The 19,066-nt window shown below is 40.5% G+C and carries 19 protein-coding genes; 6 read left to right on the top strand and 13 right to left on the bottom strand.

The genetic code is table 11. From position 1 onward, the window contains the following. Positions 1-88: 88 nt before the first annotated feature. From HMPREF1532_RS00705 to HMPREF1532_RS00695, 3 genes are all read right to left on the bottom strand, one after another. A complete protein-coding gene (locus HMPREF1532_RS00705) occupies positions 89-934 on the bottom strand; it encodes an urea transporter (protein WP_005923403.1) in 846 nt (281 codons plus the stop codon). 508 nt (positions 935-1,442) lie between these two features. Beyond that, positions 1,443-2,615, bottom strand: a complete 1,173-nt coding sequence (dnaJ, locus tag HMPREF1532_RS00700; RefSeq protein ID WP_005923400.1) for a molecular chaperone DnaJ — start codon at positions 2,613-2,615, stop codon at positions 1,443-1,445. Positions 2,616-2,624: 9 nt separating this feature from the next. Next, positions 2,625-3,203 (bottom strand): nucleotide exchange factor GrpE, encoded by a 579-nt coding sequence (locus tag HMPREF1532_RS00695; RefSeq protein WP_005923397.1) that lies wholly within the window; start codon positions 3,201-3,203, stop codon positions 2,625-2,627. Between the two features lie 311 nt (positions 3,204-3,514). Between HMPREF1532_RS00695 and HMPREF1532_RS00690 the strand changes: the two genes are divergently transcribed. The 6 genes from HMPREF1532_RS00690 to HMPREF1532_RS00665 all read left to right on the top strand — a co-directional run bounded on the left by HMPREF1532_RS00690 (position 3,515) and on the right by HMPREF1532_RS00665 (position 8,031). Continuing rightward, positions 3,515-5,137 (top strand): ABC-F family ATP-binding cassette domain-containing protein, encoded by a 1,623-nt coding sequence (locus HMPREF1532_RS00690; RefSeq protein ID WP_005923394.1) that lies wholly within the window; start codon positions 3,515-3,517, stop codon positions 5,135-5,137. 160 nt (positions 5,138-5,297) lie between these two features. Next, positions 5,298-5,543 carry a GlsB/YeaQ/YmgE family stress response membrane protein gene (locus tag HMPREF1532_RS00685; protein WP_005923391.1) on the top strand — a complete coding sequence of 82 codons (246 nt, stop codon included), beginning with the start codon at positions 5,298-5,300 and terminating at the stop codon, positions 5,541-5,543. Positions 5,544-5,591: 48 nt separating this feature from the next. Beyond that, complete coding sequence (locus tag HMPREF1532_RS00680; protein WP_005923388.1) at positions 5,592-5,855, top strand: YtxH domain-containing protein; 264 nt, start codon at positions 5,592-5,594, stop codon at positions 5,853-5,855. Positions 5,856-5,984: 129 nt separating this feature from the next. Continuing rightward, positions 5,985-6,548: an RNA polymerase sigma factor gene (locus tag HMPREF1532_RS00675; RefSeq protein WP_005923386.1), complete on the top strand. Its 564-nt coding sequence runs from the start codon at positions 5,985-5,987 to the stop codon at positions 6,546-6,548. Then, the gene (locus tag HMPREF1532_RS00670) at positions 6,545-6,943 is read left to right on the top strand and encodes a hypothetical protein (RefSeq protein WP_005923384.1); all 399 of its coding nucleotides are present in this window, start codon (positions 6,545-6,547) and stop codon (positions 6,941-6,943) included. Before HMPREF1532_RS00675 ends, HMPREF1532_RS00670 begins: the two co-directional genes overlap by 4 nt. Before the next feature lie 11 nt (positions 6,944-6,954). After that, positions 6,955-8,031 (top strand): hypothetical protein, encoded by a 1,077-nt coding sequence (locus HMPREF1532_RS00665; RefSeq protein WP_005923382.1) that lies wholly within the window; start codon positions 6,955-6,957, stop codon positions 8,029-8,031. Positions 8,032-8,214: 183 nt separating this feature from the next. Here the strand turns inward: HMPREF1532_RS00665 and HMPREF1532_RS00660 are convergent, their stop codons facing one another. The 10 genes from HMPREF1532_RS00660 to trpD all read right to left on the bottom strand — a co-directional run bounded on the left by HMPREF1532_RS00660 (position 8,215) and on the right by trpD (position 19,063). Continuing rightward, complete coding sequence (locus tag HMPREF1532_RS00660; RefSeq protein ID WP_005923379.1) at positions 8,215-8,841, bottom strand: acyltransferase; 627 nt, start codon at positions 8,839-8,841, stop codon at positions 8,215-8,217. Between the two features lie 19 nt (positions 8,842-8,860). Further along, the gene (locus tag HMPREF1532_RS00655) at positions 8,861-9,751 is read right to left on the bottom strand and encodes a hypothetical protein (protein ID WP_005923376.1); all 891 of its coding nucleotides are present in this window, start codon (positions 9,749-9,751) and stop codon (positions 8,861-8,863) included. A gap of 13 nt (positions 9,752-9,764) precedes the next feature. Then, positions 9,765-10,919, bottom strand: a complete 1,155-nt coding sequence (locus HMPREF1532_RS00650) for a sugar transferase (protein ID WP_005923373.1) — start codon at positions 10,917-10,919, stop codon at positions 9,765-9,767. An 8-nt stretch (positions 10,920-10,927) separates the two neighbouring features. Further along, positions 10,928-11,293 carry a response regulator gene (locus tag HMPREF1532_RS00645; protein ID WP_005923369.1) on the bottom strand — a complete coding sequence of 122 codons (366 nt, stop codon included), beginning with the start codon at positions 11,291-11,293 and terminating at the stop codon, positions 10,928-10,930. A 223-nt stretch (positions 11,294-11,516) separates the two neighbouring features. Continuing rightward, the gene (locus HMPREF1532_RS00640) at positions 11,517-13,817 is read right to left on the bottom strand and encodes an LruC domain-containing protein (RefSeq protein WP_005923366.1); all 2,301 of its coding nucleotides are present in this window, start codon (positions 13,815-13,817) and stop codon (positions 11,517-11,519) included. An 823-nt stretch (positions 13,818-14,640) separates the two neighbouring features. Further along, complete coding sequence (locus tag HMPREF1532_RS00635; RefSeq protein ID WP_025819600.1) at positions 14,641-15,690, bottom strand: asparaginase; 1,050 nt, start codon at positions 15,688-15,690, stop codon at positions 14,641-14,643. 149 nt (positions 15,691-15,839) lie between these two features. Then, on the bottom strand, positions 15,840-16,610 hold the full coding sequence (trpA, locus tag HMPREF1532_RS00630) for a tryptophan synthase subunit alpha (protein ID WP_005923359.1): 771 nt from the start codon (positions 16,608-16,610) through the stop codon (positions 15,840-15,842). Positions 16,611-16,623: 13 nt separating this feature from the next. Beyond that, the gene (locus tag HMPREF1532_RS00625) at positions 16,624-17,247 is read right to left on the bottom strand and encodes a phosphoribosylanthranilate isomerase (protein ID WP_025819601.1); all 624 of its coding nucleotides are present in this window, start codon (positions 17,245-17,247) and stop codon (positions 16,624-16,626) included. Between the two features lie 20 nt (positions 17,248-17,267). Then, entirely contained in the window at positions 17,268-18,056 is a 789-nt protein-coding gene (gene trpC, locus HMPREF1532_RS00620) for an indole-3-glycerol phosphate synthase TrpC (protein WP_005923357.1), read from the bottom strand. A gap of 11 nt (positions 18,057-18,067) precedes the next feature. Next, on the bottom strand, positions 18,068-19,063 hold the full coding sequence (gene trpD / locus HMPREF1532_RS00615; protein ID WP_005923356.1) for an anthranilate phosphoribosyltransferase: 996 nt from the start codon (positions 19,061-19,063) through the stop codon (positions 18,068-18,070). Between the last annotated feature and the right edge of the window lie 3 nt (positions 19,064-19,066).

The raw sequence follows: 19,066 nt of genomic DNA, 5'->3' as shown, positions 1-19,066 counted from the left end.
TTGATATACAGGTATGCTGACATGGATAAGTGGATTGGGGTTTATACCAGAGGTGAATATAAAAGCAGCAGAAAAAAATAGTGTTGCCTTATGCTTGCTTTATACGCCATAGTAGATTGATCATCCAAACCGAAATGACAAATGGGGCGGTTAGAGTAGTTATTCCTATTTGCATGCCCCCTATTTGTAGCAGAATAGAGAGTATGACGGATAGTATTACTTTGACATTTCCTTTATGTGTATAATCTCCCAAAGCAATAGCACAAAGAACCCCATTATATCCGAATAATCCTATATTCCATGCCGTAAGGTCTATGTTTGGAAACAAGCCTATGAGTAAGGGAAGAGCAGCAGCGATGACAGTATAAAAAGCGTTTATACGGGAGTTTATGAGGATAGCCAACAGAAAGAAAAGTCCGGAGAGGATATTTCCCTGAAACATCACTTGACCGATATTTAAACTGAATGATTGGAAAAAATGACTTGCATTATCCGGATTTTCAGAGAGAGAGGGTAGTAGTATAGCGGGATATAGATAATGGCATGTTATGAGTAAAAGCCATACGACAAGAATGAACGGGGCCGTGAATCCCGGTAATAAACTTTGCCGGCGAAAACAATGTGCAACCCATGAGGATATGGCTGCTCCTATTACTAATAATGCAACAGATACGATATTAATTTCCATAAACACTCCTATGGCAATGCCGACTAAAGTGCCATTAAAACCATAAAGACCGGCACGGATATCTTCTTTATCGTAATTTAAAAGAGAGGCGGCTATTGTGCCGACAACGGTTCCTGCAACGGCTAATATGGCAAGTTGCCATGAATTGCAGATGATTCCGATTAACATGATTATTCCGGAAAGCGCGTTATTTTGAAACATTACTTGTCCGATCCCTCTTCCGATGATTGAAATATTTTCACGCATACCTGTTTTTGCGGCAAAAATAATAATAGTCTGTATAAATACAAAAACGTTTGGGAATAAATACTCATTGTTTTTTATTTATACAAAATCATGGATGGTGCCTTTTAACATTGTTAATTGATTTTTCCGCATTTCATTATCAGTCTTACAAAAGATATATTTCTTGTGTATAAAGAATGTATTTCTTGGTATATAAAAATATGATTTTAATAGTGTGTTAATTACTATTCTTTGTCTGCTGAAAATTCTTATCTTTTATATCTGATATTAGTAGTTTATATCATTGATATATAATTGTTTGAGTGGGACTGTGCTGCTGCTTTAGATTTGAGTAGAACCTATTGAGCTTTGAATACGAAATGTTTATACTTGCCAATTTGATAACTTCCTGCCGGCAATCTGTCGAAGTCTGTGTCTTTATAAAAACGAAAAACGCAGATTTCCAAGAGGTTTATTAACTCATGGAAATCTGCGTTTCAATATTTATCAATTCAATGACTTTGCGTTATCAGTCAAAGAAACTTTTAAACTTCTTGAAAATCTTTTCTTTTATAGAAGTGTTCGGTTTGAAGTTATCAGAAGCATCTAATTTTTCAAGTATGTTCTTTTCGTCTTTTGTCAATGCTTCCGGCACATAAACACTTACGTTTACCAGCAGGTCTCCTGTACCGTATCCGTTGACACTCGGTAATCCTTTGCCACGCAGACGAAGAACTTTACCCGGTTGTGTTCCTGCATCGATCTTTACTTTTACTTTGCCATCGATGGTAGGTATCTCGACAGCACCACCCAAGGCGGCAGCCGGGAAACTGAGAAGCAAGTTGTATACCAAATCATTTTCATCGCGGATAAGGCTTTCATGCGGTTCTTCCTCAACCAGGATCAGCAGATCTCCCGGTACACCATTATGCTTACCGGCATTTCCTTTTCCGCTCATAGACAGTTGCATTCCTTCGGCTACTCCGGCAGGAATTTTCACTGTAACTACTTCTTCTCCATATACAATGCCATCTCCGCCGCACTCTTTACACTTGTTTTTAATGATTTTACCTTCACCATTACAAGTAGGACAGGTGGTGCGCGTTTGCATCGTACCTAAAATCGTTTGTTGGTTGCGAATTACCGAACCGCTTCCTTTACAGGTCGGACAGGTTTCCGAACCACCGTTACCCTCTGCACCTGTTCCGTGACAGTGCGTACAAGGTACATATTTTTTTAATTTGAATTTCTTTTCTACTCCTGTGGAGATCTCTTTCAATGTCAGTTTTACTTTTACACGGAGATCAGAGCCACGGTAGCGTCTTTGCTGTTGGCTACCGCCACCGCCGAATCCACTGAAACCTCCAAAGCCACCGCCACTACGGCCGCCAAAAATATCACCGAACATGGAGAAGATGTCATCCATAGACATTCCTCCGCTGAAACCTCCGAACGGACCTCCGTTGCCGGCTGCACCGCCCATACCTGCATGGCCGAACTGGTCGTAACGGGCACGCTTATCCGGATTGCTCAGCACGTCGTATGCTTCGGCAGCTTCTTTAAATTTCTCTTCTGCTGTCTTATCACCCGGGTTTTTATCCGGATGAAATTGGATTGCCTTTTTACGATACGCTTTTTTTATTTCTTCTGCTGTTGCGGTTTTCGTCACCTCCAGCACTTCATAGTAGTCTCTCTTTTCCATATATTTATTTTATTCTCCAACTACCACTTTAGCGTGGCGCAGTACTTTATCGTTCAGTGTATATCCGGTCTGTACACAGTCCAGAATCTTTCCCTTTTGTTTTTCAGACGGTGCGGGAACTACTGCGATGGCTTCGTGGTAATCGGTATCCAATGGTTTGTCTTTGGTTTCGATTACTTTTACGCCATTTTGTCCCAACACGGAAATAAATTTGTTATAGATCAGTTCTACGCCTTCTTTCACGGCTGCCACATCAGTTGCTTTTTCCATTGTCTGAAGAGCGCGCTCCAAATCGTCTACGACAGGAAGTATGCTACTAAGGCTTTTTTCACCTCCATTCAAAATCAATTCGGCCTTTTCCTTTACCGTACGTTTCCGGTAATTGTCAAATTCTGCCGACAGGCGAAGATATTTATCCTTCTGGTCTTCAATTGTTTCATTCGCTTTTTCCAATTCCTTTTCCAACTCTTCTTCTTTGGTAAGGGGAGCTTCCTGATCAGTTGTTTCTTCTTGCAGTTGTTCTTCTGCGATGTTTTCGGTTTCCTGGCTGTTCAGTTCTTTTTCTGCTTCTTTTTCTTTTGGATTCATATCTTTATTTTTTTTTGTTCTTATTAAATGGATTCAATTTCATGTCGATAGACGTTACAATATAGTGGCACATCAGCAAAAACTTTGCCAATTTACTTTGTATGCCAAAAAACGCAGCAAAGGTAATACTTTTCTGTCAGATTGACACAACCGGTATAGTATGTTATTCATTAAAAATACCTATCTTTGCGGCCGGAAATAATAATGTGTCAATGTGTCCATGTGCCAATATGCCAATTGGCTGCGCTATGGCAATACACTGCATGGTAATTGGCACATTGGCATATTAGCACATTAATTAATTATTTAAGATGATTACAGTTTCAAACGTATCGGTACAGTTTGGTAAAAGGGTATTGTTTAATGATGTAAACCTGAAGTTTACAAGTGGGAATTGTTATGGTATAATTGGTGCCAACGGTGCAGGAAAATCTACTTTTCTGCGTACTATTTATGGCGATCTGGATCCGACTACCGGAACGATTACATTAGGCCCGGGCGAACGCCTTTCGGTATTGAGCCAGGACCACTTCAAATGGGATGCTTTTACGGTGATGGATACAGTGATGATGGGGCATACCGTATTGTGGGATATTATGAAACAGCGCGAAATATTGTATGCCAAAGAAGACTTTACCGATGAGGACGGTTTGAAAGTGTCCGAATTGGAGGAGAAATTTGCGGAACTTGACGGTTGGAATGCCGAAAGTGACGCCGCCATGTTGCTCAGTGGCCTGGGAGTGAAGGAAGACAAGCACTATACACTGATGGGTGAATTGAGCGGTAAGGAAAAGGTACGCGTGATGTTGGCGCAGGCGCTTTACGGTAATCCGGACAATCTGTTGCTGGACGAACCTACCAATGACTTGGATATGGAAACCGTGATGTGGCTTGAAGATTACCTGTCGAACTTTGAACATACCGTGCTGGTGGTTAGTCACGACCGTCACTTCCTCGACTCTGTATGTACGCATACGGTCGATATCGATTATGGAAAGATCAATATGTTTGCAGGTAACTATAGTTTCTGGTATGAATCGAGCCAGTTGGCACTTCGTCAGCAGCAGAACCAAAAGGCGAAAGCTGAGGAGAAGAAGAAGGAATTGGAAGAGTTTATCCGCCGGTTTAGTGCCAATGTGGCAAAGAGTAAGCAGACTACAAGCCGTAAGAAGATGTTGGAGAAACTGAACGTGGAAGAGATTAAACCTTCTTCACGTAAATATCCGGGCATTATCTTTACGCCCGAGCGCGAACCGGGTAATCAGATTTTGGAAGTTTCCGGACTGAGCAAGAAGACGGAAGAGGGAGTGGTGCTGTTCAACGACGTGAACTTCAATGTGGAGAAGGGGGATAAGATTGTATTTCTGTCACGTGATCCGCGTGCTATGACTGCATTTTTCGAGATTATTAATGGGAATATGAAACCTGATGCCGGAAGTTTTAACTGGGGAGTGACTATCACTACCGCTTATCTGCCATTGGACAATACCGGTTTCTTTAATACTGACTTGAATCTGGTAGACTGGTTGAGCCAGTATGGTGAAGGAAATGAGGTGTATATGAAAGGTTTCTTGGGACGTATGTTATTCTCGGGTGAAGAGGTGCTGAAGAAAGTAAGTGTGCTTTCGGGAGGTGAAAAGATGCGTTGTATGATTGCCCGTATGCAGCTTCGCAATGCCAACTGTCTTATTTTGGATACACCGACCAATCATCTCGATTTGGAATCTATTCAGGCATTCAACAATAATTTGAAGACTTACAAAGGCAATATCCTGTTTTCGTCACATGACCATGAATTTATTCAGACCGTGGCAAACCGTGTGATAGAGTTGACTCCTAATGGTATTATCGATAAGATGATGGAGTATGACGAATATATCACTTCGGATCATATTAAAGAGTTACGGGCAAGAATGTACGGTACTAATAAATAAGATTTTCTTATTTTTATAAGAGATAGGGGCAGTGTAGAAGGAAACTTCTACACTGTTTTTTTATGTCTTACTCTAAATTCTCGTTAATTCCCTTTTGTCGTTCCGAACCTTTCTCCGAACAGATATGTTCCTATCGTATAAACATACAAAAAAGAATATTATGAACTTTATCTGGTATATTCTGATAGGAATAATAGCCGGCTATGTGGCCGGTAAAATAACAAGAGGCGGTGACTTTGGCCTGCTGGTTAATCTTGTTTTGGGGATAATCGGTGGTGTGTTGGGCGGTTGGGTGTTTTCTCTGCTCGGACTTGCGGCAACAGGCATCATCGGCAGTTTGATAACTTCCGTTGTGGGGGCTATCCTGTTTCTGTGGATTGCTTCATTATTCAGCCATTCCCGCTAATTTTTTGCGATACATTTATTATATTAACTAACATAAATTGATTTGATTATGGAATGTGGAAGTACTAAATTTTTAGTAGGACTCGGGATCGGTTCTGCTATTGGTGCGCTGGTTTATCATTTTTCGCGCACTGCAAAAGCTAAGAAACTGAAAAATGATGTGTTCAATGCTCTTCGCGAAATAGAGGCAGATGCGGAAACTGCAATGGAGGATGCCAAGGCAAAAGCTGTGAAGGCGGGTGTGAAAGTAGCCGGTAAAGTTGCCGATAAAGCCAATGATGTGAAAGAGAAATTGAGTGAGGTAGGCCAGTAAGCCGGACCTTAATTATATATGTTCTCCCCGGATAAAATTATTTGTCCGGGGATTTTTTTTGTATATTTGGTACTTCACAATCGACCGGATACGTTTTGTTACGTATCATATTATAAACAAGATGTTATAATGATGGAGCAGGAAAGAATACAAGTACTTGTAGATAAGAGCAGACAAGAGGACACGGCCGCCTTTGCTCTTTTGGTTTCCGAATTTCAACCGCTTGTATTCCGGCTTGCTTTCCGGTTATTGTGCAATGAAGACGAGGCCAGAGATATGGTGCAGGAGACGTTTGTGAAGGTGTGGCTGTCATTGGGACAATATAGCGGAGAATGCCGTTTTTCCACTTGGCTCTACAAGATAACTTGTAATACCTGCTATGACCGGTTACGCTCGATGCGGCATTCGCCTTTGGATAACAGTTCGGATACTTCGACTTCTGTCGATATGGCATCCGGGGATAATATTGAAAGAAATGTGTCTAATAAACAATTGAAGGAACTCATTCTGAAATATACGGATGAACTTACTCCCCGGCAGAGGTTGGTTTTTATGTTGCGGGATGTAGAAGAACTTGAAGTGGAGGAGGTGCGGCAGATAACCGGGCTTTCTGCCGGGAAGATCAAGACGAATCTTTATCTGGCACGTAAGAATATACGAAATAAAATGAATCAAACAGACCCCGATTTATGAGACAGGAAGATAAGCGTTATGAAGAATGGTTGTCTGGAATAAGAAGTGGGCAACCGGTATTGGACCATCCGGAAGACTTGACCTCCGCTATTGTGCAGAGAATAAGCCAAACGGTTTCAAAGAGGAAAAGGCGGAATTTTATAATTAGAAGTTGTGTCTTGGGAACAGTTGCCGCAGTATGGTTGTGTTTGCTTTTAGGTGAGACCTTCTTTCCCTCTTTCTCTGATGGGGCGGAAAAGGAATACAGCGCCTGGCAATGTACCTCTTTCTCTTTGCCGGAAAACTGGAAAAAGATGAGCCTTATGGAAAAGGGGAATTACTGCTCTGTCCGCTATATAAAGCATAAGCAGCAGAAACAAAAGCGTATGTCGGAAATTATGAATAAAACAGATTAAACAGATATAGTATGAAGACAAATAATTTAATAGTGGCAATCGTTATCCTGTTCAGTATGGCTTCGTGTCAAACTTCTTACCGTATGGTTTCCCGTATAAAAACGGATGGCAGCCTGTATAGAGAGGTGTATGCTTATGGCGATTCTGCTTTTCTGGCGGGTGACAGGGCAGAAAACCCGTTTTTGTTTCAGATAGATTCTGATACTTGGCAGTTGGTTGGATTGGGCTCTTCAATCAAATTTAATTTTTGGGGAAACGAACAGGAACTGAATGTAAAAGTATGCCGGGATATTCCGGGAATGTCCGGGGAGTATTTCGAGGTATCGGATACAAAAGAATATGCTGCTCCCTTAGCTGTTCCGCAGGAAATTTTAGAGAAGAAGTTCCGTTGGTTCTATACCTATTATTCATACAAAGCTATTTATTCGGAACTCCCGGATAAAGGTCCTGTACCTTTGGACCGATATTTTAGTGACGAAGAACGGCAGATCTGGTTTCGCGGTGATGAGAATGCTTTTGCCGGATGGAACGGTATTGAATTGAATAATCGGCTGGATGATATTGAAAATAAGTTTTGGGAATGGTATAATCGTAGTCAGTATGAAATCAGTTTTGAAGTCGTGGCGCATTTTACATCCCTGCAAGGTGATACGTCTTATATACGGCGTTTGCAAGAATCTAAGGAAGATATTTATAGCAAGTATGTTTCTAAGAAAGAGAAGGAGAGTACTCCGGAAGAAGTATGTGACTTTTTAAATGATTTATGGCAAACGAAATATTTCTCGAATGTATATAAAGCCAATGAGAAGGATATCGACAAGATGGCTGAAGACCGTGGGCGGATAGTGGAATTGTTCGGATATACGATGCGGAATGAATTGATTATGCCGGGAAAAGTGATTGCTTCTAATGCGATGTTTCAACAGGGAGACTCGGCTGTAATCTGGAAGGTAGATGCTTTTCGCCTTTTGGCAGGCGATTATGAACTTGCAGCAGAATCACGTATTCCTAACTATTGGGCATTTGCTGCCACGTTATTGGCTATTTTATTTGCTTTCTGGCTTTCGTGGAGAGCTTACCGAAAGTAGAAATAAAACAAAATCCTGGCGAAATCACTTCGACAGGACACTGTTTCATTTTACTTAAATGTGGCTACGTAATAAAATTATGACTAATTAATTAAATTCTGATACTGCAAAGATAGGGCGTTCCAGGCAGTGGCACAATCCCTTGAATAAGGTATATTACATAGCTCCTCTAACTATATATAGTTACTTTTGTTCTTTTTTCCATTCTTTGGTTACCGGATCATAGCGTTTGATGACACGTGCGGGGCTTCCTGCACATACTGTGTAAGCCGGTATCGGACGGCTGACTACACTGCCGGCAGCTACAACGCAGTGCTTGCCAAGCGTGACGCCCGGCAGTATTACAGCATTCGCGCCTACCCATACATCGTCTTCGATGATGACCGGTAGGGTAGTCACCCCTTGCTCGTCAATCGGTTTGTCGGCGTCTGCATAATTATGATTTAATCCGGTGACGGTTACGTTTTGTGCCAGATTGACGTGGTTGCCTATTTGTACCGGTCCTATGATAGTATTACCCAATCCGATACGGGTATAATCCCCGATAGTTAAATCTCCCACGGCATTATTGAGGCATGAGAAATCCTCTACAACCGAGTATCTTCCTAATGAAAAACGGCGGAAGGGGGGGAGATCTTTACGTACACTACGGTAAATCACCGAGCCTTTTCCTCGTTTCAGATAGATGAAGTAGAATAATCGGATCCACCAATTAGGTCTTGTTTTTACCGGGTGCATAATAAATCGGTGTACGGCTTTCTTTAAGCCTGCATGTTGCTTGATGTTATTTTTAAGTTTTCCGATATTCATATCATTGAAGACTTTAGGGTTATTTCTTTTTCTTTTCTATCAAGTAGTCGGGGATGGCCAGGCATAGGGTAAACAGTAGGCCGAATAATAAGAACCACCATCTTAAAGAGAGAGTCCAGGCGTAGCATGTGGCGATGATGCACCAAATGCTGCAAATCAAGAACAAGACTCTCCAGGAGGGAACCAATTGTCGGAACAGTTTGTCGGCATAATCCCAGTTTCCTGCAAGCAGTGTTACCGGAAGTTTGGATAGTGCCTTCCATTTGGACATGGAATAGGGAAGTGGACGGGGAGAATCACTGTATACATGTGCATAGTGCAGATATTCTATGAAAATATTCTGCATTAGGAGTCTGCTTTCAAGATTGCTTTTCGGACTTTTCAGATTTTGCTTTAGCCATTTGGCGTCTATGGCAATATCTGTTTTTTCGAGTGCGGAAGAAAGGCCTGCCTGCACATGCCCTTGTCTGTAGATTGAGTTTCTGATCTCTTCACGAATGGCTTTCCGGCGAATCTTTCCGGTGGGCCGGTGTTCGATAATGTGATGCAACTGCATAGCCATTACGCCTGCATCATATGCATCATTGATATCTTGTAGCAAAAGCGGGGAAACATGAGTGGTTTCTCCCAGTATCACTGCAATGTCATATTGGTTTTCATCAAGTTCTCTGACGGCTAAAACGGGATCGTTGTATGTAATGACAGTATATAATTCTTTCGGATATTTTAAATCTTCAATATGAGTTTGCAGGGGAACTAATAAGGCAAAACGATATTTTTTTTCTGTTGCAGGATATTTACCGGAATGTCTGAATAACGCTATCAGGGCAAAAATAAACAGATATATACCGGATAATATAATACAGAAGAAAAAGAAATCATTTGCGATATGAAAAAGGGTGTCTATCATTCAGACATACATATTATACATTCTCTTTTTGGATAAATGCTGTCACGGTTTTCAGGATAATTTTCATATCCAGCCAGAAAGAGAATGTTTTTGCATATTTAATATCTAATTGTTTACGTTCGTCTGCTGACATCTTTCCGGAATTCCCCCGTTTCTCAACTTGCCAAAGTCCTGTTAATCCGGCAGGAGCCATGAAACGGTCGATGTATTCGTCGCTGGTCAGTAATTCTGCCTCGTAAAGAGGAAGGGGACGATTGCCTACGACGGACATGTCTCCTTTCAGAATATTGATAAGCTGAGGTAGTTCATCGATACTATATTTGCGGATGATACGTCCTATCCGTGTAATACGGGGGTCGTTTTCCAATTTGACGAACGCATTTTTCTGCTCCTGTGTTTTTTTATTAATATACGCTTCTTCAGAAATCACGAAATCATCGGAGATTAAAACGATTTCATTTTCATTTTCTTCGAAATCGGGTGTCTCTTCCCAGATGATATCCTCTTCTATGCTATCTGTCTGGTATTGATTTAATGAATTATAATCTTTAAGGTGCTTATCGGCGTTTGTGTACATAGAGCGGAATTTCAGAAAGTCGAATATCTGATAATTGCTTCCTACACGTTTGGATTTGTAGATGACTGCCCCTTTGCTTTCCATGCGGATCGCTATGGCGGTAATGATCAACAAAGGGGACAAGATAATCAGTGCAAAACCGGAAGAAACGATATCGAAGCATCTTTTCCAGACGGGGAGTTTAAACGTTTGTATGTTCTCTCCTTTTTTTTGAATATCTTTTATTTTTTGCTGCTTTCTACGTTTCTGAAAATTGATCAAGCTTTCGATGGCTTCTTGAGGAGCTTCGAATGGTATTGTATTATTGATTCCGGCTTTCAAATATTGCAGGCTCTCCTCCTTGGTGAGTGAATCCATCACAAGTACCATGTATATTCCGGGATATTTCTTCCGTAGATATTCGATGTCCAGGATGTCTTTCTGTATGTCAGTTTGTTCGAATAATATGATAATATCGTATTTCTCCCGTATCTTGTCTATAATTTTTGTAGCTTTGGCATATGTCAATACATGGTAGAATGATTCTTTTACCTGTTTTGAAAAATGTTCGATAGTTCTTTCGTATCTTCCGATATAGACAAGATGTAACATAGGGAATCTTAGTCAATGATTTTTTTTATGCGGACTTTAAGCTCAAGAGGATTAAAGGGTTTTAGAATATAATCGGCTGCACCTTCTTCCAATAATCTGATCCGTTCGGTTGTGCTTTCTTCACTTGAAAGCATAATGATAGGTATCGATTTGAATAATTCGTTATGTTTCATGTAAAGTAGAAATTCATCTCCCATCATTTCCGGCATACGTATATCTGAAATAATAAGATCCGGCATGTTTCCTTCGTGTAACCATTCAATGGCTTTTATTGGGTTTTCGCAATATGTGAAATCATATTCTTTACCTAAGTAGATCGAAACTACTTTGGCTATGGATGCTTTATCATCGATGAGTAATATCTTTTTTTTCATATCAGTAATCGAACCTTTTTACTTTGTTTGCTTCGTTAATATTACGATTAATACACGATTCCCTTTCTCAATCCGTGCAAATATATATATTATTTTAATAACTGCGCTCTATAAAATAGAGTAATTTGCCCATTTTTATATAAAGTCTGTTATTTGGGACAAAATAAAAGCCGGTAAGTTTTAATTCCGGCTTTTATTTTATTTTTTAAGAAAGACTCTCGGATTATTCAAAGATATATTTCTTATCAGTTTTATCAGTAGGATACTTGTACCAATCTAAGTTACTTGTATGATTTTGTGCCCATGCTTCAAATTGTGGATAAGCGTCGGTGATCTTGGTCATCTCTGTCGGGTACTTAAATTCCGGTACGGAAATTCCCCAAGTCAGATTACCGGCAGCATCCAGATTTTCTTTATGTACATTGCCATTAGCGGTAGCACCGTATTTTCTGAACTCGTATAGGTGGATTTCAGTTCTCGGACTTTGGTTACCCATAGAGTATGCTATAAAGAAATCAAGATTGTCTTTGGTCAAAACCGGTGCTGTTTTACTTTGATCAGTAAGTGTAATGATTACTTTCAGGGTATAAACTTCATTGGTCCGTTGCTGGTCGGTATTAAGCATCGGTCGTGAATTTCCACCGAATCCATATACTTGGTGCGCATCTCCAAAGAGAGGTATGACAACTTCGTTGCCGTTACTTTCTATTGCACTGTTTTCGAACATGGAATTAGCCAATGTCGAACGCATCTCTGTTCTGCCGTCAAATGAAACGCTTGCAATAGCACTTTTATTAACGTCTACCAAGCGTAAGGCAGCTCCTAATTGTTTGGTTGCTCCAACAGCACTTAATGTGATGTTATACTGTATAGACTTTATTGCGTTTGTAGATTTTTCTTTTGTATACTCAGTTGAAACATTCAACACGATATCGTTAAAGTCGTAGTCGCCTGCTGAAGGATAATTGTCTTCGAATGCGTAGGTATAGTTCATCGGATTCACTTCGATTTCTTCACCGCTTTCGTTCGGAGTATTACCTTCTCCTGTGCAATCTCCGGCAGGGATTGTGATAGGAGACTCTCCGAACTTAGAGATTGTTCCTTCTGAGTTTTTCAGTGCATCGTAGAAACGGTCCATCCATTTTTCTGTACTGATGTCATCATCAAATTCCTTTATTTCATAATAGATGTTACCTGCTGACTGGAAGTTGTTTAACTGTTCGACCTCTTCGATTTTTACCAATGCATATCCGTTTGAAGGGCCGTGGAAGTGTTCTTCTGTCAAATATGCTTTTTCAATATTCAATATGGAATTTTTGCCTAATGTCAAATCCGGGTTGTCACCTCTGTTTTTATTGTAAGTTTCAATGGTAGCAGAAGATAATTCACCTAATCTGAGAACACCGTCAAAATCTTCGACTTCAAGGTAACAGCCGTTTTCAATTGTACAACGGGTATGTGTTTCTTCGATATAGGCTTTTCCTTGGTTGACTAATTTAGTGGTGTTATTTCTTATATCCAGATTGTCGACTTTGAATGTACCGCAATTATAAATCAGTCCGTTAGGTTCGCTCATTGTGAACTTGTCCAATTCGATGGTTCCTGCATTGTAATTGGGATTTGCAGAACCTACATTGGTGAGTTCAAGCTTTTCTCCTGTTATTTTCCCATCGCCTAATACGGTTATTTGGGATGTACGGCTTAATTTTAATCCATCGGATATGACAATTTCACCTCCTGCAACGACGATTAGTTCTACGTGACCTGATAAATCGGGTGTTTTAGTCAAAGTTAACTTGGTTGCCACTATTACTTTAATGGTGGCGCTTCCCGAAGAATATAATATATCGGTGCAAGGAGAGGTTATTTTGAAAAAACGTGGTTGATTATTCGGTGTATTGAATATATCATAGCCTTCGTATTTGTTTTTATCCCAATTTTGCATAGCTCCCAGATTCCAATCTTGCTGAATTTCGGTAGCTTCTTGCAATTTGCTTGCTATTTCCTGTTCGCTATAAGGCGCTTCCATTGTGGGGACTGTGAAGTCCACAGAACGGGTAGCCCGGGAAACGATGGTATTGCCGTTACCAAAAGCAACTGCAACTCTTCCATTACTGATGTTTGCCGGTTTTACGATGTAACGTCCTTTGTTGTCTACTCGGGCAACGAAGACGGTAGTTAAGGCAGTCGGACAATCCATCGTTGTTTCAAGTTTCATATCTTGATTGGCGTATCCTTCTGCTAAGAGTCTGGCATTGCTGTTTTTATTTAATGGGTTGGCGTCGAACAATTGCACTTTGTAATTAGTTCCCATATCCTCATTCACACTGACGGATACATTAACGCCTTGAGTCGTTTTCCAATCCATACTTGGATCGATGTTTTGTACAGGAAAAGAACTCTGATAAAGTTCTTTGGTTTTTTCCACATCAAAGAGATTTTTGTCATTATCTACACAACTGGTAAATGCGACTGCTCCCACAAGGAGTGAAACAGTACTTGACTTGCAAAGATTGAATTTCATAATTAATTGCTTGCTCTGTTATTACTATTAAATAGATAACAAGTCTTAGTTTGTTATTGGTCACAAAGGTATCTATTAATTTATAATATACTAACGTGTTGTGAGAGGAAAAGTGTTTTTATTAACATCTTTTAAATGGTTGTTGGATGGATATTACAACTTTTTATTGTGGTTTGTGTGTTGGATGTAACTATTTGTTTATTAATAAAATATGATTTAGTTGTACTGTCTGTTATTTCTTTCATTATTTCTATAATTGTATATTCTGTCTATTTTGTGTTGTCTGTATTTGTAAAATGAGAATGAATAGGATAGACGCTCGTTTGCTATACGATATTTGGATTGTGCTTTGATTTTTTGTGAAGAAAGTTATATAAGATTCTTGTGTGTAGAATAATTGGGATTGTATATAATTTGACGGTTTATATCAGGATTGTGGTGCTATTTGTAAATCGCATAGTGTTTGTGTTGATTATAAATTGGTTAGCCTTTAGTGCTTTTCTGTAAATCTGATAGGATGATAAATGAAATATAAATTGCGTTTGCTTATTTTGTACAAGTATGTGCTTTGTGTGATGTTGAATATAATTTTTAGGTTGATGAAGGGGCTTATGATATTGTTTTGTTGAGATGTGTATTTGAATATACAGGGAATCGGTTTAAAGATAGAGAATTAATAATGTTAACACAAATGTAAATAACCGTATGTATTTACTATTTAAAATAGGGATACGGCTTTCTTGAATATTTTTGTTATGAATACTCTTTTTAGGTAGCTATTCTGATACAATAGCCATTAATGTTGCCTTGTTATAACGCTATTTCATTGTTGATTAGGTTTTGTTATTTCTCCAATCAGGCAGGAGTTCATTTTATATCTGATTTCTTTATTGCTTAAACCGTGTCCGAGTAGAAACATTAGTTTTGTTACAGCACATTCCGGTGTGCTGTCGTAGCCACTGATGACACCGGCTTGTAGTAGCTGAATACCTGTTTCATAACGTTCCATTTCTACGGCTCCCGAAGAGCATTGGGTAATATTAACAATAATGATTCCTCGTTCGGTAGCTGCTTTCAGTTGCTCTATGAACCAAGGCTTTTGCGGGGCATTGCCCGAACCGAATGTCTTTAATACTACGGCTTTCAGTCCTTCTACATGGAGTAAGGAGGTGATAATGCTTTCTTGTATGCCGGGAAAAAGGGTTAATATTACCACATTGGTATCAAACAGGTAATGTGGCTTTAAGGCTTTTGTCGGGTCCGGTTTGTGAATAAGGTTAGGTTCATATTTGATATGGATTCCGACACGTGCTAACGCCGGATAATTGAAAGAGCGGAAAGCATTGAAATTTTCAGCATTAATTTTGGTTGTACGGTTTCCACGCATCAGATGGTTTTCAAAGAAGATGCATACTTCCGGAACCATTGCTGTGCCGTTTGCATTTTTGGCAGCTGCTATTTCAATTGCCGTTATCAGATTCTCCTTTCCATCGGTTCGTAATGTTCCTATAGGGAGTTGAGAACCTGTAAGAATAACCGGTTTACTTAGATTTTCGAGCATGAAGCTCAATGCCGAAGCTGTGTAAGCCATTGTATCCGTTCCATGCAAAATGACAAAACCATCGAAGTAATCGTAATTGTAGTTGATGATTTTCACAAGTTTGGCCCAGTAGAGGGGTTCCATATCCGAAGAGTCGATAGGAGGATCGAATTGATAAGAGGAGATTCGGTAATTAAAGCGTTTTAGCTCGGGGACGTGTTTTAACAGATGGTCGAAGTCAAAATTTTCCAAAGCACCGGTCTCCGGGTTTTCTATCATTCCGATAGTTCCTCCGGTATATATTAACAAAACGGAAGGGTAATTGGCTATCATATTTGTGGCTTTCTTGTTAAATCGACGGCAAAGATACAAAAGAATTATGATTTATGAATTATGATTGATGAATTAGCGCACGGAGTCTATGGTCGTCTATGCATGATTCTTCATTGGTAATTCATCAATCATAATTCTTGATTCATCAATCATCGGATGGCTTCTAATAGACGGAGGATGGCTTTTTCGGGATCTTTTTCTTCATCTAATAAGGTGACGAAACGGCTTCCGATAATACCCCCACGGGCATTGTCGCATGCGGCTTGGAAAGTCGCTTTATTGGAGATGCCGAAACCTACCATGCGTGGGTTGCGTAGTTTCATTCCGTCTATCTTTTTAAAATAGGCTCGTTTTTGCGTATCAAAATCTTGTTGTACACCGGTGGTAGCTGCCGAGGATACCATATAGATAAATCCATCCGTATGGGCATCGATATCCCGGACACGTTCTTCACTGGTTTCGGGAGTGATAAGCATGATTACTTTGATATCATGGCGTTCGGCGATGGGGCGATAGTATTCCTGATAATCACGGAAGGGGAGATCGGGGATAATGACTCCGTCGATACCGCATTCTACACATTTACGGCAGAACTCTTCGAAGCCGAATTGCATGATAGGATTTAGGTATCCCATGAAAACGAGTGGGATATTTACATCTTTACGAATGTCACGGAGTTGTTCAAAGAGTAATTTTAATGACATTCCATTGCGAAGGGCCTGTGTAGCTGCATTTTGTATCACAATGCCATCGGCCATCGGATCGCTGAAAGGAATGCCGATTTCAATCATGCTTACACCGTGCTTCTCAAGCGTACGGATAACGTTGGCTGTACCGTTCAGAGTGGGAGTGCCTGCACAAAAATAGATAGATAACAGATTTTTTTTATCACTATTGAAAAGTTGATTAATTCGGTTCATATACTTTGTTTTTTTATTGTTGACGTAATTCGTTTAGAAATAGGCGGATACGTTCCGTATCTTTCCTTCCCGGTTTTGTTTCGAAACGGCTGTTAAGATCATAACCTGCTAAGCGGGGATGATGGAATTCACGAAGGGCCTTCGCACTATATGGATTGATACCGCCACTAAGCAGAAAAGGGACATTGCCATTATAGGCATGTAGAATGCTCCAGTCGAATTGATTGCCCGAACCGCCGTATTGTTGGCATTTTGTATCGAAAAGAAAATAGTTGCAGTATTTTTCATAATCGTAAACAGAATGTAAGTCCTTTATGCAGGAGATGGAAAAGGTTTTGATCAACTTGAAGCCGTTTGATTGAAGTGAACGGCAGTATTCCGGCGACTCATGTCCGTGAAGTTGGATGAAGTTCAATCCGAAACGATCGGCGAACATTTCTATCGTCTGTCTGGGTTCGTTCACAAAGACACCTACACGCCGGGCATGTACGGGCATGTAGTCGGGCATTTCATAGATATAACGAGGAGATTTAGGATAGAAAATAAAACCGATCATATCGATGTTGAGCGTTTCCGTTTTACGGATATTTTCTCCATCCTGCATGCCGCATATTTTTATTAATTTGCCGTTTATCATAATTTATAAAAGATTGGTTGTTACTGCTTGTTTACCTGTGAAATGAATTCTTTCAAGGTTTCGGCCGGTTTCTCGGTCCGCATAAAAGTTTCTCCGATAAGGAAACCTCTGAAACCCGCGTCATGGAGTTTAGAGACGGTTACCGGCTGGGAAATACCACTCTCAGATACCAGTATCGTATCTTGTGGTAACTGTTCCGCCAAACGGAAAGAATTGGCTACATCTGTATGGAAACTGCCTAAGTTGCGGTTGTTGATGCCTACCATATCGATATCTTTATATATATAAGGTAATTCGTCAGTATTATGAATTTCAAGCAGTACTTCTAAGCCGAGTTCATGGGCCTTATCCGCTAAAGCACGGCATTGGGTTTGTTCTAATGCGGCTGCAATCAGAAGTACTGCATCGGCTCCTACGATACGGGCCTGGTAAAGTTGGTATTCGTCAATGATGAAATCTTTCCTCAGAATGGGCAGATTTATCAAAGGGCGTACTGTGCGGATGTCCCGCAGGGTACCGCCAAAAAATGTTTCATCTGTAAGAATGGAAACAGCCGAAGCACCGGAAGCGGCATACGCAGGAACGATTTCTTCCGGACGGGCGTTTTCTTTTATCCATCCTTTGGAGGGCGACCGGCGCTTAAATTCAGCAATGATTCCTGTTGGAGAAGAGGCGATGGCCTGCTTCATGGAACGGGTGGGAAGGAGGTCGCCAATACCCTCGGAAAGCTGTTCGATTGAGATTGCCTGTTTCTGCAAATCTACTTCTTTACGCTTGTTTGCGATAATTTCTGATAATATATCTTCCATTGTTTGCTTTTTTATTGATTAAGTTTTATAAACTTCCGGAGTGTGGCTTGTGCTTTACCGCTCTCTAATGACTGACGTGCCAGACCGATACATTCTTCTATCGGTTTTTCCGGACAAATCACGTGGATGGCAAAGGCGGCATTTACTATCACTACCTCTTTTTGTGCTTCGGTAGCCCGGTTTGCCATGACGTTATCGAATATCTTGGCAGCGTCTTCCGGGGTATTTCCTCCATCCAGATCTTTTTCTGTGTAACGATGGAAATTGAGACTTTCCGGACTGTAGATTTTCTCGCTTTCACTGGTTGCTACCTTAAATTCATTAGTCAGTGAAATTTCATCGTATCCGTCGAGGCTGTGAACTACGGCGAATTTTATATTACTTGCCTGATAAGTGTAGCTATACAAACGGAGTAGTGGTAAATTGTAGACACCTAACAATTGGTATTGCGGTAATACCGGGTTTACCAGTGGGCCGAGCATGTTGAAAAAAGTACGTACGGCCAATGCTTTTCGTACCGGAGCTACTGCCTTCAATGCCGGATTGAAGAGGGGGGCATGCAAATAAGCGATGTTGCATTTCTCTATGGAACGGCGCAGTTTGTCAACATTGTTTGTGAATTTCACTCCATGTTGTTCCATCACATTGCTGGCGCCACTGACGGATGTTGCACCATAATTTCCATGTTTTACAACCGGAAATCCGGCTCCGGCCACAGTAAAACAGGCTGCTGTCGAAATATTGAATGTGTTTTTGCCATCTCCTCCCGTACCAACAATATCGATCGGAGAAAAGTCGCTGAGGTCGACCGGCAGTCGCATTTCCAATAATGCATCACGAAACCCGCATAATTCTTCAACGGAAATATTACGCATCAGGAAAACGGTGATCAGCGAAGCTACCTGTACATCGTTGTATTTTCCCTGTGCTATGTTTTGCAGGATGATACGGGCCTCTTCCCGTCCCAGATATTGATGTTCGAAAAGTTTATATAGAATCTGTTTCATACA

The sequence above is a fragment of the Bacteroides salyersiae WAL 10018 = DSM 18765 = JCM 12988 genome, from assembly GCF_000381365.1.
GTDB classification, from domain to species: domain Bacteria; phylum Bacteroidota; class Bacteroidia; order Bacteroidales; family Bacteroidaceae; genus Bacteroides; species Bacteroides salyersiae.
Note: the sequence above shows the minus strand (reverse complement) of the source record. Positions and strands in the feature narration are given on the sequence as shown.